This is a genomic window from Flavobacterium indicum GPTSA100-9 = DSM 17447 (genome assembly GCF_000455605.1).
Classification (GTDB): domain Bacteria; phylum Bacteroidota; class Bacteroidia; order Flavobacteriales; family Flavobacteriaceae; genus Flavobacterium; species Flavobacterium indicum.
In genome coordinates this window covers 19,955-35,530 of sequence record NC_017025.1, presented here as the reverse complement: position 1 = coordinate 35,530, position 15,576 = coordinate 19,955, and the positions used below count along the sequence as shown (strand labels likewise).

Genomic DNA, 15,576 nt, shown 5'->3' with positions numbered 1-15,576 from the left:
ACAAAGTTTAGACGACTCGTTTATCTTTGTGGTTTTCTTTTTATGACCAAAATAAAAATCTTATGAAACAACTTTTCGTTTTAGGAATTACTTTGATTGGATTCCAATTAAAAGCACAAAACCATCCGAATCCTGGCTATTGGCAGCAACACGTGGATTACAAAATGGATGTTCAAATGGATGTAAAAAAATACCAATACAAAGGAAAACAAGAATTACAATACACCAATAATTCACCAGATACACTAAAAAAAGTGTATTATCATTTGTACCCCAATGCCTTCCAACCCGGAAGCGCCATGGATATTCGTTTACAAACGATAAAAGATCCAGATAAACGCATGGTTCGAACGTTTAAAAAAGAAAATAAAGAGGTTAAAGAAAGTAGAATCAGCACTTTAAAACCGGATGAAATTGGTTATTTAAAAATTGCTAATTTCAAAGAAAATGGAGTGGCTGCAGAAACAAAAGTAGTAGGTACCATATTAGAAGTTACTTTACCTCAACCGATAGTACCAAAACAAACGGTTTCATTTACATTAGATTTTGACGGACAAGTGCCTTTACAAATCCGTCGTTCGGGAAGAAATTCGGAAGAAAATGTGGCTTTATCTATGACGCAATGGTATCCTAAAATGGCGGAATACGATTTCGAAGGTTGGCAAGCTGATCCATACATTGGAAGAGAATTTCACGGAGTATGGGGAAATTTTGATGTGAAAATCACAATCGACAAAGACTATACGATTGGCGGTACTGGTTATCTACAAAACAAAAATGAAATAGGAAAAGGGTATGAAGACGCCGGTGTTCAAGTCATTTACCCTAAAAAAACCAAAACCTTAACTTGGCACTTTATAGCACCTAATGTGCATGATTTTGCTTGGGGTGCCGACAAAGAATACATTCATGATAAAATAATGGGAGAAAACAATGTAGAATTGCATTTCTTCTATAAAAACAAACCAGAAAACATTGAAAACTGGAAAAAATTCCAACCAAAAACAGCGGAGTTACTTGCGTTTTTCAACAAACATGTTGGTCCTTATCCGTACAAACAATATTCAGTTGTACAAGGCGGTGATGGCGGTATGGAATATGCTATGTGTACATTAATTACGGGAAACAGAAGCTATGGTAGTTTAGTGGGAGTTACAGCACACGAATTTGCTCACAGTTGGTTCCAACATATTTTAGCGACGAATGAATCGAAACATTGTTGGATGGATGAAGGATTTACATCTTACATTTCTGATTTGGCTATGCACCAAGTTTTACCACCAAAAGAACCAGAAAGTCCATTTGCAGATGCCTTTAAAAATTATATTTATATTGCAACTAGTGGAAAAGAACAACCTTTAACAACTCATGCTGATCGCTACGATTTAAACATGGCTTATGGCATTGCAGCCTATAGTAAAGGTGAAGTATTCTTAGCCCAGTTAGGCTATATAATTGGACAAGAAAATCTTGAAAAAACCATCAAACGTTACTACCACGATTTTAAATTTACACATCCTACTCCAAACGATATTAAAAAATCGGCAGAACGTGTTACAGGAGCTAATTTAGATTGGTATTTAAACGAATGGACTCAAACGACGAATACGATTGATTATGCGGTTAAAGAAGTACAAGAAGCCGGACAAAAAACGAAAGTCGTATTGGAACGCAAAGGAAGAATGCCTATGCCCATTGATTTAATTGTGGAATATACTGATGGTACTAAAGAATACATTTATATTCCTAATACATTAATGCGATGGGAAAAACCAAATGCTTACCCCGCCTTAAAAAGAACGGTTGTAGCCGGATGGGATTGGGCTTTTACTAATTATACCATAGAATTAGAAAAAACAAAATCACAAATTAAATCAGTAACTATTGACCCAAGTGGTTTATTAGCAGATATTAAGCCGGAAGACAATAAAATTGAAATAACGAAATAACAAAAAATTAAAGAGTAAAATCATATGAAGATTTTTAATTTTATGAAGCTTCATTAATAAAACTGAAGCTTTATTTATTAAAAAGATTTTATATTTTTATAATAAATAAGATTACTAATCGCGAGTATTAAGATTTTAAAATCTAAGAAAAACTCCTCTTTTGTTGAATTTTGAGGAGTTTTTTCTTTCTTGTTAGCCTCAGTTTGTATTTGTATATTTGCCCTTAAGATGAAATATACCTATCCCAAACACGAAAAATTAAAAAGCAAGAAAATCATCGATCTTTTGTTCTCTGAAGGTCAATCGGTTTCTAAATATCCGTTGCGTTTAGTGTATGTGCCCATTACAGAAGAAAATTATACCTTTTTAAAAAATCAAAATCCCGACTTAGGACCGCTTCAAATGGGGGTTTCGGTTTCTAAAAAATACTTTAAAAAGGCGGTTGACCGAAATTATTTTAAACGTGTTTTGAGAGAATGTTATCGTTTAAATAAAACATTATTACTAGAGAAATTAGACCAACCCTATGCGTTCATGTTTTTTTACCAAACCAAAGAGCGCCTTTCCTATCAAGAAATTGAAGAAAAAACCATTCAATTGTTTGAAAAATTCCAAACTAAAAACAAGTAAACCAACTTTTTGGTTTAGTTTTTGAAGATTTTAATTACTTTCGTAAAATTAATTAAACCAAGTGTACATGAAATTTTCGTTAAAAAAGAAAATTGTAATTCCAACGGTCTTATCGGGCTTTTTGTTGGTGGGAATGAGTTTTCAAAATGATTTTTTTGAATTAGCCAAACAAATCGAAATTTTCACATCCATGTTTAAAGTCGTTAACCAAAATTATGTGGATGAAACCAATCCAGGCAATATAATGGATGTGGCGATAAAAGGAATGCTAAAGGAATTGGATCCCTACACTGTTTTTTTTAATGAACAAGACGTGTTGAAATACAAAATTAACAACACGGGAGAATACACAGGAATTGGTGCTTTAATTACACGTCGCGACGGACAATTAATTCTTAGAGAAGTATACCAAAACATGCCTGCCGATAAAGCCGGCTTCAAAGCTGGAGACATCATAACGCAAATTGGAGATGTAAATTTAAAAGACTTTAAGGAAGACGCTTCTGCCCTATTAAAAGGAGCTAAAAACACCAAAATTGACATTTTATACACTCGTCAAGGAGTTCAAAAAAAAGGACAAATTGTTTTAGATGAGGTCGAAATAAAAGCCGTTCCGTATTATAAATTATTAGCCAATCAAACCGGTTATATTGTGCTGTCTAAGTTCAATGAAAAAGCTTCAGCAGAAACCAAAGAAGCCTTATTGAAATTAAAAGAACAAGGAGCTACCAAAATTATTTTAGATTTACGAGACAATCCGGGCGGACTTTTACACGAAGCCGTAAATATTTGTAATTTATTTGTGCCTAAAGACGAGGTTATTGTAACAACAAAATCAAAAAACACAGTTCATAATCATACCTATAAAACCAGAAACGAACCCGTAGATACTGAAATTCCATTAGCGGTAATAGTTAATGATAGAAGTGCATCGGCTTCAGAAATTGTGTCAGGAGCCTTACAAGATTTAGACCGTGCGGTGATTGTTGGTAACAGAAGTTTCGGAAAAGGATTGGTACAACGCCCGTTTAATTTAGCCTATGGTACACAAGTAAAAGTTACAATTTCTAAATACTACACACCTTCGGGAAGATGCATTCAGGCAACAGATTACAGTAAAAAAGATGAAAATGGCAAACCCATTAAAACCTCTGAAAAAGAATACAATGCCTTCAAAACTAAAAAAGGAAGAACCGTGTATGATGGTGGTGGAGTTTTGCCTGATGTTGAAATTTTAGACATGAAATTAAGCACTATCGGAAGAAATATCAATGAAACTGATGCTATTTTTGATTTTGCCACGGTATTGTATTATAAAAATCCAAATGCCAAAATGCCAACTATGATTTCAGACGCGGAGTTTAATGAGTTTAAAGCCTATTTAAAGAAAGAGAAAATCGAAATTAACACTAATACCGAAAAAAACTTAAAAAGTCTTTTAGAAGCTGCTAAAAAAGAAAAAATAGACAACGAAATTTCTGTTGAAGTAAAACAATTGGAAGCTGCAATTGATCGTTCAAAAGACAAAGAATTAGACAAACAAAAAGAAGAAATCAAACGATTACTGTATCAAGAGTTATTGTTAAGATATGGATACAGAAATGCCTTTTATGATTATGTTTCTTCAAAATACAGCGATGTTTCTAAAGCCATGCAACTTGTAAATACCCCGGCAGAATATAACAAAATATTAAAAAAATAAACCCATAACCATGAAGAAAATCACCCTACTTTTATTTTTATTTTTTTCATTAATAAGTCTTGCCCAAGAAGAAACAGTACATTCTATTTATTTTGAATCAGATGTATCTGAATTAAAACCGTTACAATCTGAAGCAGTAGTGGAATTTTTAAAGTTAATTGATACAACCCGTTTAGAAAGTATTTCCATTTTTGGGTATTGTGACGATGTTGGTAAAGTAGATTACAATTACAAATTGTCTCAAAAAAGAGCCAATGGTGTAAAAGACATGTTGATTAAAAAAGGGGTGAAATTAAAAATTATCGTTACCATTGAAGGGAAAGGTAAGGTTTTAATAGATGAAGATTTAGAAGAAAATGTACCGGAAGCCCGTTCCAAAAACCGTCGTGTGGATGTGGTGTTAAACTTTAAACCTTTAGTAATTGAAGAATTAAACATTCCAGGAATTTACAAAACCATTCGAAAAGATGCGGTGGAAGGCGATCGCGTTTATTTAGAAAACGTGTTATTTGAAAAAGGGAGTAGTAACTTAACTGCTTCTTCTAAAAAAGAATTAGACAAAATGGTATTATTATTAAAACGTAATCCTAAAATATGTATTGAAATACAAGGACATGTATGTTGCACGCCTACTTTTCAAAAAGAAGCTATTGACAAACACACTAAAAAAAGAGAGCTTTCTGTAAACCGAGCCAAAAGAGTCTATCGTTACTTTCAAGAAAAAGGAATTAGTGTAACCCGAATGACGTATAAAGGTTATGGCAATACACAACCGCTAGGAAAAGATGTTCAATTTGACCGAAGAGTGGAATTGGTTATTACTAAAATAAAATAAAATTTTAAAGGCTGTCTTAAATTAATAACAGCCTTTTTTTTACGCATTTCTCATCATTTGAATATGAGGAATATCGTCTTCTAAATACATTTCACTGGTTTGAACAAAACCATGACTTTCATAAAACTTTTTTAAGTATTGCTGGGCAGAAATAGTTATTGCTAACGTATTAAACGCTTTCTCAATGGTTTCAATTGCTTTTTTCATTAAGTCATGACCAAATTTTTTATCGCGAAAATCTGCTTTAACAATAACACGTCCTATTGAAGCATTGTCAAAATAGTAACCTGGTGCAAATAAACGAGAATATGCCACTAAAATACCATTACTATACCCTAAAACGTGTATTGCTTTCTCATCTTTACCATCAATATCTTGATACACGCAATTTTGCTCTACTACAAAGACTTCTGAGCGTAATCGTAGTAATTCATACAACTCAACAATAGAAAGTTCGTTAAATCGCTTTATTTTAAATTCTAACATTGTAATGGGGTTTAAACTAAAATTGCCACAAAGAAAACAATCTTTATGGCAATTCTATAAATTTTTATGGTTCTTTTAACCTTGAATTTTTAATTTCATTCCAGGTTGAATATTGTTATTTGGTAAGTTATTTTTCTTTTTTAAATCTTCCACAGTTAAATTAGGGAATTTTTTTGTGATAGAAAAAATAGAGTCACCTTTTTGAACAATATAAAAGTCTTCTTTAATTTCAATTCGATCTTTTTTAGCAGAAGTAGTAACAACTTCTTTTGATTCCGCTGTTTTATCTGTTGGGTTAGTATCTGCCACTAATACATCTGTTTCAGAAGGTTTTATCTCGGATTTCTTAATTGGTTTTTTAACCACTTCATTGACCGAAACTTTCTTCTTGGTTTGAATAACCAAAGACTGACCAAAGTTTATATTGCTTCCTTTAATTTTGTTCCATTTTCTTAAATCAGTAATGGAAACATTGTGTTTGTCTGCAATTTCAGAAAGTGTTTCGCCTTTTTTAACTTTATGATAGTCTTTTTTGATTATTTCTTTTATTCTTTTTTCAATGACTTTTTCATATTCTACATCTCCTGTAGTAGCTAAAGCAATAGCGACAGAATCTTTTTTAGCAATACTGTCTCTTTTTTGAACCTTTGCAAGTTGTGCCTTACGTATTTTTTCATTTTCTAAATAATCAACATAGGCATAGATTTTTTCTTCATTTGAAACAAATAATCCAATTTTATTTTTTGGTAATCGTAAAAAATAAATCTCGTCTTCGTATGAAGGAATATGGTTTTTACTGTAGGTTGGATTAAAGAACTCCAATTCTTCTATAGAAACATCTAAAAGTTCAGACAATTGTTTGAAGCTCATTGCCTTTTTTACAGCAACTGTATCTGTTTCAAAGTAAGTAACACTCGCTTTTTGAGGCACTAATCCATATTCTTTCTTAAACTCATAAATGTACATTGTTGCTAAAAATGCAGGAACGTAATTGGCTGTTTCTTGTGGTAAATACTTTCTAATTTCCCAATAATCAGTACTTCCGCCAGCTCTACGAATTGCTTTAGACACATTTCCTGGGCCACAATTATAAGAAGCTAACACTAAACTCCAATCGCCAAAAATAGCATACATATTAGTCATGTAATGACACATAGCCTCCGTAGCTTTTAATGGGTCGTGTCGTTCATCAATATAAGAAGAAATGTCTAATTTATACTGCTTCCCAGTAGCAGGCATGAACTGCCAAATACCACCAGCTCCTACTCTAGATTTTGCTTTTGGATTTAAAGCAGACTCTACAATAGCTAAGTATTTAATTTCTAAAGGTAAATTATATTTTGCCAAATGCTCTTCAAACATTGGAAAGTAATATTCCGCCAAAGCCATTTGACGTTCAATACTTTTACTTCTGTTTTTTAAGAAGGCTTTAATGGTATTTTCTAACGTTGGGTTGTACTCAATTACAAATGGTGAACGTGCGTCTAATTTTTTTAATCTGTTTTTAAATAACTCGGTATCAAAATCATAATTTACTTTCTCATCAATGTTTAAATGTTCAATGTCATAAAACATTTCTTTAGAAAGTTGCGAATTTGCCAATTCATTCATCCATCGTTCATCGATACATGAACTAGTAGAATGGTTTACAAAAGTCGATTTTAGAGAATCTAAGTACGATACTTTTGGGGCAAATAATGGTAATTCTTTCTCTTGACTTTCTTGAGCTATTGAAAACTCTCCTGCCATTACAGACAAAGCAATAATCAATAATTTTCTCATTTTAATCTTTATTTTTTTAGGTTTTTAAACCTTATATTTAGCATCTATTTCATTTACAAAGAATTACAAACGTAATACTTTTTAATTTATTGTGCAATTTATTTCAAAATAGCAGCGATTCCTGGCAATGTTCTTCCTTCTAACATTTCTAACATGGCGCCTCCACCTGTAGAAACATAACTCACTCTAGGTTCCAATCCAAATTGTTTTACAGCCGCTACACTATCGCCACCACCTACAAGCGAAAAAGCTCCGTTTTTAGTAGCTTCAGCAATATATTCACCCAAAGTAATGGTACCATTGGCAAAAGCGGGTAATTCAAAAACACCAATTGGTCCGTTCCATAAAATCGTTTTTGAATTTAAAACTACTTTTTTTAAAATCTCTAGTGTTTTTGGTCCGGCATCTAAACCTTGCCATCCATCAGGAATCGCATTAACCTCCACAACTTGTGTGTTGGCATCATTTGAAAATGCATCAGCAGCCAAAACATCTACAGGTAAATGAATTTGAACTCCTTTCGCTTTCGCTTTTTCTAAAATTTCCAGAGCCAATTCCATTTTATCATCTTCGCAGATTGAATTTCCAATTTTTCCACCTAAGGCTTTAATAAAAGTAAACGTCATACCACCACCAATAATCATGTGGTCTACTTTGTCTAAAATATTTTCAATAATCGTAATTTTGGTAGAAACTTTACTACCACCAAGTATTGCGGTTACTGGTTTTTCAGAATTTTTTAAAACTTTATCAATACTTTCAATTTCTTTAGCTAATAAAGCACCGAAACATTTATCATTTGGAAATTCATTTGCAATAATAGTGGTAGATGCATGAGCGCGGTGTGCAGTACCAAAAGCATCATTTACATACACATCCCCTAAAGACGCTAATTCTTTTGAAAACGCAACATCTCCTGCTTCTTCTTCAGCATAAAAACGTAAATTTTCTAATAATAACACCTCTCCCATTTGTAAACCAGCAGCGGCATTTTGAGCTACTTCTCCCCTACAATCTTCTGCAAATTTTACTGGTTTACCTAGAACTTCTGAAGTTTTAGCTAAAATATGTTTTAATGAATATTTTTCTTCTTTTCCTTTGGGTCTACCCAAATGTGACATTAAAATAACCGCTCCACCATCATTTAAAATTTTATCAATGGTTGGTTTTGCAGCTTCGATACGATTCGCATCTGTCACGTTAAAATTTTCATCTAATGGAACATTGAAATCTACACGAATTAAGGCTTTTTTTCCTTCAAAATTAATGTCAAAAATTGTTTTCATACTTTGTTAGTTTGTTGCTATATTAAATCAAAATAAACAGCAGACTGCTCATTTTTATGTATTTATTCGAATTTTGCAAATATAAGTTATTGATTTTAAAAAGGCGTTAAAAATATCTTATAATTCCTTGTTAAATTCCGAAAACGATGGCGTAAAATAAGGAAAATTGATTTTTTTTATGTAGGTTTGCTTCATGTTATTTCGAGACGTTTTAGGTCAAGACCATATTAAAAATTTCTTAACCACTACTGCTGATAGAGGTCGAATTCCACATGCTCAATTATTTGTTGGACCAGAAGGTTGTGGAACGTTAGCCATGGCAATTGCCTATGCACAATACATTTTGTGTGGTAACCAAAATGGTGAAAATGACAATGGCAATGCGGCTTGTAATTTAAAATTTGATCATTTTTCCCATCCCGATTTGCATTTTATTTATCCGGTGACAAGTACCGATGAAGTAAAAGGAGATCATGTAATTAGTGCCAACTTTTTATCTCAATGGCGTGAATTTGTTTTAGAGAACCCGTATGCTGGTTTATTTGACTGGTATAAGAAATTAGAGATTCCAAAAAAACAAGGAATCATTTCAGTTAAAGATGCTTCAGAAATTGGAAAAACATTGGCCTTAAAAGCTTATGAAGGAGGGTACAAGGTCATGATTATTTGGATGGCTGATAAAATGAATGTAGCCGCGGCCAATAAACTATTAAAATTGCTTGAAGAACCACCTGAAAAAACCGTTTTCATTTTAATCACAGAAAGTACATCCGATTTATTACAAACGATTACTTCCCGTTGTCAAGTGGTAGATTTTTTAGCTTTGCCTGAATCTGTTATTGCGCAAGAATTAATTGAAAAACACCAACTGGAAATAAATACAGCAAAAAAAATTGCCCATCAGTCTGAAGGCAATTACAACAAAGCGTTGCATTTATTACACAAAGACGATGACGAACAAATTTTTGAACAATGGTTTATCACTTGGGTAAGAGCCGCTTTTAAAGCCAAAGGAAATGCCAGTGTGATTGCAGATTTACTACAATGGAGTAGTACAATTTCAAAAGAAGGTAGGGAAGTGCAGAAAAACTTTTTATTGTTTTGTATGCAATATTTCCGTCAAGCCTTATTATTAAATTATCAAGCGAAAGACCTCGTTTATTTAGAGCCTAGTTTTGAAAATTTTAAATTGGAAAAATTTGCTCCTTTTGTTCACGGTGGAAACATTCAAGACATATACCATGAAATTGAAGAAGCTATTTATCATATTGAACGAAATGGAAATGGAAATGTTATTTTAACTGATTTATCTATAAAATTAACCCGTTTATTACATAAAAAAGAAAACGTATAACCATTAACTTATCCTAAAAAACTTAGATTATGAATGCATTTGCCTTACTATTATTAGCTTTTTTAGCTATTACTTTTTTACAATCTGGATTAGATAAAATTATGGATTGGAATGGAAATGTAAGTTGGTTAAAAAGTCATTTTTCACAAACTATTTTAAAAAATAATGTTCCTGCAGCACTACTTATTGTTCTAGCTTTAGAGATTGTTGCTGGCGTATTGGCTGTTATGGGAATAATTGAAAACATCACAAGTCATTCGACCCAATTGGGAGATTATGCTTGTATGGTTTCTTGTGTTACTTTACTTTTCTTGTTATTCGGTCAACGTTTAGCTAAAGATTACGACGGCGCAAGAACCATCGTCATCTATTTTATCCCAGCAATTCTAGGCGTTTATTGGTTGTAAAAACAAGAAACAAACATAAATAATAAGGCAATCTGGAAGGGTTGTCTTTTTTTATTTAGTAAAAAAATTGCTTTTTATGTTTATGTTAGTGAATATTCACATACCTTTGTACTATGAAAACAAAAGTATCTTCAAGACAGCAAGAAATAATAGAAATAAGTGGTAAAATTTTACTAGAAAAAGGCATTAAAGGGTTAACAACAAAAGCATTAGCTGCAGAAATGAATTTTTCTGAAAGTGCAATCTACCGCCACTTTCCTTCTAAAGAAGCCATTTTAGAATTGTTGTTAAATGAATTGTATTTCAGCATGTCTGAACGTTTGCATGCTTTAGTGAATCAAGATTTACATGCGAAAACTAATTTAGAATTACTTTTTGACAGTCAATTTACTTTTTTTTCGAAGAATCCACATTTTGTCATTGCCATACTTTCAGAAGGATTAATCGATGAATCACCATCCATTCAAACAATTATGCTTCAATTAATTCAAATGAAAACGGGCATCATTAGACAAATTATAGAAAGAGGAAAGGCAAAAAATGAAATAAATATTACAATTGAAACAGACGCTCTTATTCATATTGTAATAAGTACCTTTCGAATGCAAATGTTTAAATGGAAATTAGCACATTTTGAATTTAATAACGTTGAGGAAGGAAATAAAATCATGAAAACGGTACTTCAATTAATCGAAATAAAAAAATAAAATGAAGATGAAAGTGAATAGTACAACATTGGTAAAATCTAGCTTATTTATTTTACTTTTTTCCCAATTTAATTGGGGCCAAAATAATAAAGAAATTAAAAATTTAGACGCGTTAATTCACTACGCGAAGGAGCAAAATTTAACCATTAAGAACAATCAATTACAATCAGAATTAGCTACTATAACCAAGAAAACAGCCCTAGGAAATATTTTGAATCCAAGGATTCCCTCTACGGCTCAAGTGATTAACAATTTTGATCAACAAGTGAGTTTTTTACCTGGACCTATTTTTGGCCAACCCGAAGGAACTTACAAAGCCGTTACTATGGGGCAACAATATGTTAGCACATTTTCTATTCAACCTCAAATAGATTTAATTAATCCAGGAAATATTGCCTTATTAAAAAGTGCCATTATCAATGTAGAATTGGTAAATCAGCAAAACAAATTGAATGAGCAAAATATTTATAATCAAATCAATACTATTTATTACAACCTTCTTTATCTTCAGAAACAAGTTGAAATTTTTGAAGTAAACAAAAAAATTGCCGAGCAAATACTTACAATTAATCAAAATAAATACAAAGAAGGCATTGTTAGAAAACAAGAAGTAAACGAGGCAGAAAGTAATTTAATAGCTATCGAAGACAAACTACAACAAGCTTTAATTACTTTAAAAATTCAGCACGAATCGTTACGCGTGTTTTTAAATACCCAAGAAAATTTTCAATTAAAAGAAGAATTAAAAAATGTGGCACAAGACCTAAAATTAGTAGAAAGCACTTCTAACCTTAAAACAAGTATTAGTCAATTACAATATCAAAATGTACAACAAGAGGTAAAAGTAGCCCAGTGGTCGCAATTACCCGTACTTTCTTTAATATCATCATTCAATTGGCAAAACCAAAGCAATACAACCTACTTGGATAAAAATTCAAATTGGGTAAATTACAATTACATCGGATTAAAATTGAGTTGGGATGTTCCAACCACAATTCAAAAACTATCCACGGTGTATTCTAAAAAAATTCAATTGGAGCAAGCTAAAAATAATGCCGAACAAGCCGCAAAAGAAAATGAAACCGTGAATAAACAATTGGTTTTAGAATATGAAAAAGCCATTCAACAGGTTATTCATTTTGAAAAAATTTATCAATTAAAAAAAGACACATTTGAAAAAAATAAGAATCAATTCGATGAAGAAATTTTACCTTTAGATAAACTTTTACTCTCACAAAATGAATTCATTACAAGCGAAATAAATTTAGCATCTGCCTTAGCCAATTGTGGTTTTTCTAAATATAAAATTCTAATTAACAACAACTAAAATTCGATTGCTACTCATGAAATCGCTATTAACAACAAGTTTGCGTAAGCAATTACGAATAAACAAAAGGCGATAACATAAATGACCTCTAACAAAACAATATTTACATTTATGAAAAATACAGTTCTTTTTATCAGCACATTCTTCTTAATTGCTTGTAGTAGTAAAGAAGAAATTCATCCAAAAAAGGAAACCATTAAAGAATTGGTTTTTGCTTCAGGCACATTAGAATGGGATAATGCCTATAATTTAACGGCTCAAACGGATGGTGTGCTTAAAAACGTGACTTTTGATGTTGGTTCTACTGTACAAATAAATGAACGTATTGCCACTATAGACAATCCTACAAATGAAAACAATACGGAATCAAACCGTAAGTTAACGTCCATTTCTAAAGAAAATTTAACGGCTGCTTCACCAGCTCTGCAACAATTAAAACAGAACATTCAATTTGCCGAAAGCAAGTACCAACAAGATCTAAATCAAGCCAATCGATATAAACGTCTTTATGAAAGTCAAAGTGTTGCCAAAGTGGAATATGAAAATATGCGTTTAGCGGCAGAAAATTCTCTATCGCAATGGAATGCGTTAAAAAAACAATACGAACAATTGTTACAACAAGCCAAACAAAGCAATATAAATTCCGAAAACCAATTAAAAAATAGCCAAGTACAATTGAGCTACAACCAAGTTACAGTCCCACAAACAGGTACCGTTGTAAAAAAGGTAAAAGATGCTGGTGATTATGTAAAAAAAGGAGAGGTAATTGCCGTAATTGCCGATCCAAAAAAAATAGAATGTGTGTTAAATGTAGATGAAAATAGTATTGCAAAAGTAAAAATTGGTCAAGTCGTATTTATACAATTAAACACTAATAAACAAGCCGTTTTTGAAGGAGAAATAAGTGAAATTTTGTCGGCCTACGATGAACAATCACAATCTTTTATATGCAAAGCCATCTTTAAAAAACCACTTCCAAGTTCTTTATTTGGAACCCAATTAGAAGCAAACATCTTAATCGGCGAAAAAAAGAATGCCTTATTAATTCCAAGAAAATATTTAGGATATGGAAATAAAGTGCGTGTGAAAGGAAAAGAAGAGCCGGTGGTTGTAAAAACAGGAATTGTATCTACAGATTATGTTGAAATTGTAGCTGGATTAACTACAGAAGATGTTGTTTTACCCATAATTCCATAAGTAACATGAATATTAGTTTAGATATTGCAAAAACCTATTTGTTTTCTAACAAAAAAATGACGGCTGTGGCTACATTAGGCGTCGTATTAGGGATGTCTATTTATATTTTTATGAATAGTATGCTCGTGGGTTTTGACAAGAGTTCGAGTGCCAGTATATTTAAAACAACCCCACATATTCGAATTTATAACGACGATGTAATCAGTAAACCTTTAATTCAAGACACCAAAGAAAAATACATTATAACCAATCCGAAAATCGTTCCAAAAACTAACACGCTGATTAATCCGAAAGTAATCATTGAAACCCTTTCAAAATTATCAGAAGTAACCGTTGTAACACCTCAAGTAGCCACTAGTGTGTTTTTTAATAACGGAAAATCTCAAATTGCTGGTAGTGCAATAGGGATTAAACCCGAAGAAGCTAATATTATGTTTGACATTAAGTCTTATATGGTAGAAGGTAATTTTGATGTGTTGAAATCAAACTCCAACGGCATCATCATTGGTAGTGGAATTGCAGAAAAAATGAGTTTAGGAATTGGTGACAATGTATCCATAACTTCTTCAAAATCAGTTACAAAAAATTTAAAAATAATCGGAATTTTTAAAACCAATAATTCTAAAGTTGATAAAACAACCTCTTATGTAAATATTGCCAGTGCGCAACAATTCTTAAAAGAAGGAACGTCTTATGTAACGGATATTAATGTTAACATTTTAAATCCTGAAAAGGCAGAAAAAACAGCCACCACCATTTCTAATTTAACGGGTTATAAAGCAGAAGGATGGAAAGAAGCTAACGCGACCTTTATGGCAGCTAATAAAATGCGAAAAATCATCATTACGTTTGTTTCATTTACCATTTTGATTGTTGCTGGATTTGGAATTTATAATATTTTGAACATGACTATTACACAAAAAATTAATGATATTGCAATTTTAAAAGCGATGGGATTCAAAGGAAAAGACGTAATCCGCATTTTTGTTTCCCAAGCTATATCGATAGGTGTGGCAGGTGTACTAGGAGGGATGCTCATTGCGACTGTATTAATATCAATTCTTAAAAATGTATATGTAGGTGGTGATATTGGTTATTTCCCTATTGATTATGAGCCTTTAAAATATTTGCAAGGTGTAATTGTTGGCTTATTCATTACCTTTTTTGCTGGATATATTCCAGCTAAAAAAGCAGCAAAAGTTGATCCCGTAAGTATATTTAGAAAATAAAATGAGTACGATATTAAAGACTGAAAACATCAATAAATTCTTTTATGATCCGATAGAATTTCAGGTATTAAAAGACATTTCTTTTGAAGTTAAAAAAGGAGAATTCTTATCTATGATAGGAAAATCGGGGAGTGGTAAATCAACGCTATTGTATGTGCTTTCCACTATGGATACGGACTATAAAGGAAAATTACATATTGATAATCAATTAGTAACCGATTTAAGTGTTGATCAATTAGCGGCCATTCGAAATGAAAAAATTGGTTTTGTGTTTCAATTCCATTATTTATTATCAGAATTTAGTTGTTTAAAAAATGTGATGCTTCCGGCGTTAAAATTAGGTCGACTTAATCATGAGGAAATCGAACATAAAGCGTATGAAAAATTAAAAATTTTAGGCTTAGAAGACCAAGCGTTGAAACCGGCTAACAAGCTTTCCGGTGGCCAACAACAACGTGTAGCCATAGCTCGTGCTTTAATTAATGATCCTTTACTTATTATGGGTGATGAACCAACGGGAAATTTAGATAGTAAAAACACCCAAATTGTTTTTGATATTTTTCAAGAATTGACCAAAAATTATGGGCAAACCATCATTGCAGTTACTCACGACGACGATTTTGCCAAACGAAGCGACCGAATTATAGAGATGAAAGATGGAGAAGTGATTTAATTTTTTAATATG

14 protein-coding genes are annotated in these 15,576 nt (G+C 32.0%); 11 read left to right on the top strand and 3 right to left on the bottom strand.

The genetic code is table 11. The features are described 5' to 3' along the window. The first annotated feature begins 62 nt into the window (after positions 1-62). The 4 genes from KQS_RS00145 to KQS_RS00130 all read left to right on the top strand — a co-directional run bounded on the left by KQS_RS00145 (position 63) and on the right by KQS_RS00130 (position 5,116). Positions 63-1,949 (top strand): M1 family metallopeptidase, encoded by a 1,887-nt coding sequence (locus tag KQS_RS00145; RefSeq protein ID WP_014387188.1) that lies wholly within the window; start codon positions 63-65, stop codon positions 1,947-1,949. A 228-nt stretch (positions 1,950-2,177) separates the two neighbouring features. After that, complete coding sequence (rnpA, locus tag KQS_RS00140) at positions 2,178-2,579, top strand: ribonuclease P protein component (protein WP_014387187.1); 402 nt, start codon at positions 2,178-2,180, stop codon at positions 2,577-2,579. Positions 2,580-2,646: 67 nt separating this feature from the next. Beyond that, a complete protein-coding gene (locus KQS_RS00135; protein WP_014387186.1) occupies positions 2,647-4,281 on the top strand; it encodes a S41 family peptidase in 1,635 nt (544 codons plus the stop codon). 10 nt (positions 4,282-4,291) lie between these two features. Continuing rightward, the gene (locus KQS_RS00130; RefSeq protein WP_014387185.1) at positions 4,292-5,116 is read left to right on the top strand and encodes an OmpA family protein; all 825 of its coding nucleotides are present in this window, start codon (positions 4,292-4,294) and stop codon (positions 5,114-5,116) included. A 39-nt stretch (positions 5,117-5,155) separates the two neighbouring features. On the opposite strand, the gene KQS_RS00125 is transcribed toward KQS_RS00130, so the two are convergent. The 3 genes from KQS_RS00125 to KQS_RS00115 all read right to left on the bottom strand — a co-directional run bounded on the left by KQS_RS00125 (position 5,156) and on the right by KQS_RS00115 (position 8,670). After that, on the bottom strand, positions 5,156-5,602 hold the full coding sequence (locus KQS_RS00125; protein ID WP_014387184.1) for a GNAT family N-acetyltransferase: 447 nt from the start codon (positions 5,600-5,602) through the stop codon (positions 5,156-5,158). Positions 5,603-5,677: 75 nt separating this feature from the next. Continuing rightward, a complete protein-coding gene (locus KQS_RS00120) occupies positions 5,678-7,384 on the bottom strand; it encodes a lytic transglycosylase domain-containing protein (protein WP_014387183.1) in 1,707 nt (568 codons plus the stop codon). A 98-nt stretch (positions 7,385-7,482) separates the two neighbouring features. Then, positions 7,483-8,670, bottom strand: a complete 1,188-nt coding sequence (locus KQS_RS00115; protein WP_014387182.1) for a phosphoglycerate kinase — start codon at positions 8,668-8,670, stop codon at positions 7,483-7,485. Positions 8,671-8,863: 193 nt separating this feature from the next. Between KQS_RS00115 and KQS_RS00110 the strand changes: the two genes are divergently transcribed. From KQS_RS00110 to KQS_RS00080, 7 genes are all read left to right on the top strand, one after another. Further along, a complete protein-coding gene (locus KQS_RS00110) occupies positions 8,864-10,024 on the top strand; it encodes a DNA polymerase III subunit (protein WP_014387181.1) in 1,161 nt (386 codons plus the stop codon). A gap of 29 nt (positions 10,025-10,053) precedes the next feature. Next, positions 10,054-10,431 (top strand): DoxX family membrane protein, encoded by a 378-nt coding sequence (locus KQS_RS00105; RefSeq protein WP_014387180.1) that lies wholly within the window; start codon positions 10,054-10,056, stop codon positions 10,429-10,431. Positions 10,432-10,544: 113 nt separating this feature from the next. Continuing rightward, positions 10,545-11,138, top strand: a complete 594-nt coding sequence (locus tag KQS_RS00100; RefSeq protein WP_014387179.1) for a TetR/AcrR family transcriptional regulator — start codon at positions 10,545-10,547, stop codon at positions 11,136-11,138. A gap of 7 nt (positions 11,139-11,145) precedes the next feature. After that, positions 11,146-12,465: a TolC family protein gene (locus KQS_RS00095; protein ID WP_162141181.1), complete on the top strand. Its 1,320-nt coding sequence runs from the start codon at positions 11,146-11,148 to the stop codon at positions 12,463-12,465. A 111-nt stretch (positions 12,466-12,576) separates the two neighbouring features. Beyond that, positions 12,577-13,662, top strand: coding sequence for an efflux RND transporter periplasmic adaptor subunit (locus KQS_RS00090; protein WP_014387177.1), 1,086 nt, complete (start codon positions 12,577-12,579; stop codon positions 13,660-13,662). 5 nt (positions 13,663-13,667) lie between these two features. Next, positions 13,668-14,891 (top strand): ABC transporter permease, encoded by a 1,224-nt coding sequence (locus tag KQS_RS00085; protein ID WP_014387176.1) that lies wholly within the window; start codon positions 13,668-13,670, stop codon positions 14,889-14,891. Position 14,892: 1 nt separating this feature from the next. Further along, on the top strand, positions 14,893-15,564 hold the full coding sequence (locus KQS_RS00080; RefSeq protein WP_014387175.1) for an ABC transporter ATP-binding protein: 672 nt from the start codon (positions 14,893-14,895) through the stop codon (positions 15,562-15,564). Positions 15,565-15,576 lie beyond the last annotated feature (12 nt).

What these genes read in the sequence shown, in the direction of transcription:
- KQS_RS00145 (WP_014387188.1), top strand. Translation starts at nt 63, where the DNA reads ATGAAACAACTTTTCGTTTTAGGAATTACTTTGATTGGATTCCAATTA.
- rnpA (WP_014387187.1), top strand. Translation starts at nt 2,178, where the DNA reads ATGAAATATACCTATCCCAAACACGAAAAATTAAAAAGCAAGAAAATC.
- KQS_RS00135 (WP_014387186.1), top strand. Translation starts at nt 2,647, where the DNA reads ATGAAATTTTCGTTAAAAAAGAAAATTGTAATTCCAACGGTCTTATCG.
- KQS_RS00130 (WP_014387185.1), top strand. Translation starts at nt 4,292, where the DNA reads ATGAAGAAAATCACCCTACTTTTATTTTTATTTTTTTCATTAATAAGT.
- KQS_RS00125 (WP_014387184.1), bottom strand. Translation starts at nt 5,602, where the DNA reads ATGTTAGAATTTAAAATAAAGCGATTTAACGAACTTTCTATTGTTGAG.
- KQS_RS00120 (WP_014387183.1), bottom strand. Translation starts at nt 7,384, where the DNA reads ATGAGAAAATTATTGATTATTGCTTTGTCTGTAATGGCAGGAGAGTTT.
- KQS_RS00115 (WP_014387182.1), bottom strand. Translation starts at nt 8,670, where the DNA reads ATGAAAACAATTTTTGACATTAATTTTGAAGGAAAAAAAGCCTTAATT.
- KQS_RS00110 (WP_014387181.1), top strand. Translation starts at nt 8,864, where the DNA reads ATGTTATTTCGAGACGTTTTAGGTCAAGACCATATTAAAAATTTCTTA.
- KQS_RS00105 (WP_014387180.1), top strand. Translation starts at nt 10,054, where the DNA reads ATGAATGCATTTGCCTTACTATTATTAGCTTTTTTAGCTATTACTTTT.
- KQS_RS00100 (WP_014387179.1), top strand. Translation starts at nt 10,545, where the DNA reads ATGAAAACAAAAGTATCTTCAAGACAGCAAGAAATAATAGAAATAAGT.
- KQS_RS00095 (WP_162141181.1), top strand. Translation starts at nt 11,146, where the DNA reads ATGAAAGTGAATAGTACAACATTGGTAAAATCTAGCTTATTTATTTTA.
- KQS_RS00090 (WP_014387177.1), top strand. Translation starts at nt 12,577, where the DNA reads ATGAAAAATACAGTTCTTTTTATCAGCACATTCTTCTTAATTGCTTGT.
- KQS_RS00085 (WP_014387176.1), top strand. Translation starts at nt 13,668, where the DNA reads ATGAATATTAGTTTAGATATTGCAAAAACCTATTTGTTTTCTAACAAA.
- KQS_RS00080 (WP_014387175.1), top strand. Translation starts at nt 14,893, where the DNA reads ATGAGTACGATATTAAAGACTGAAAACATCAATAAATTCTTTTATGAT.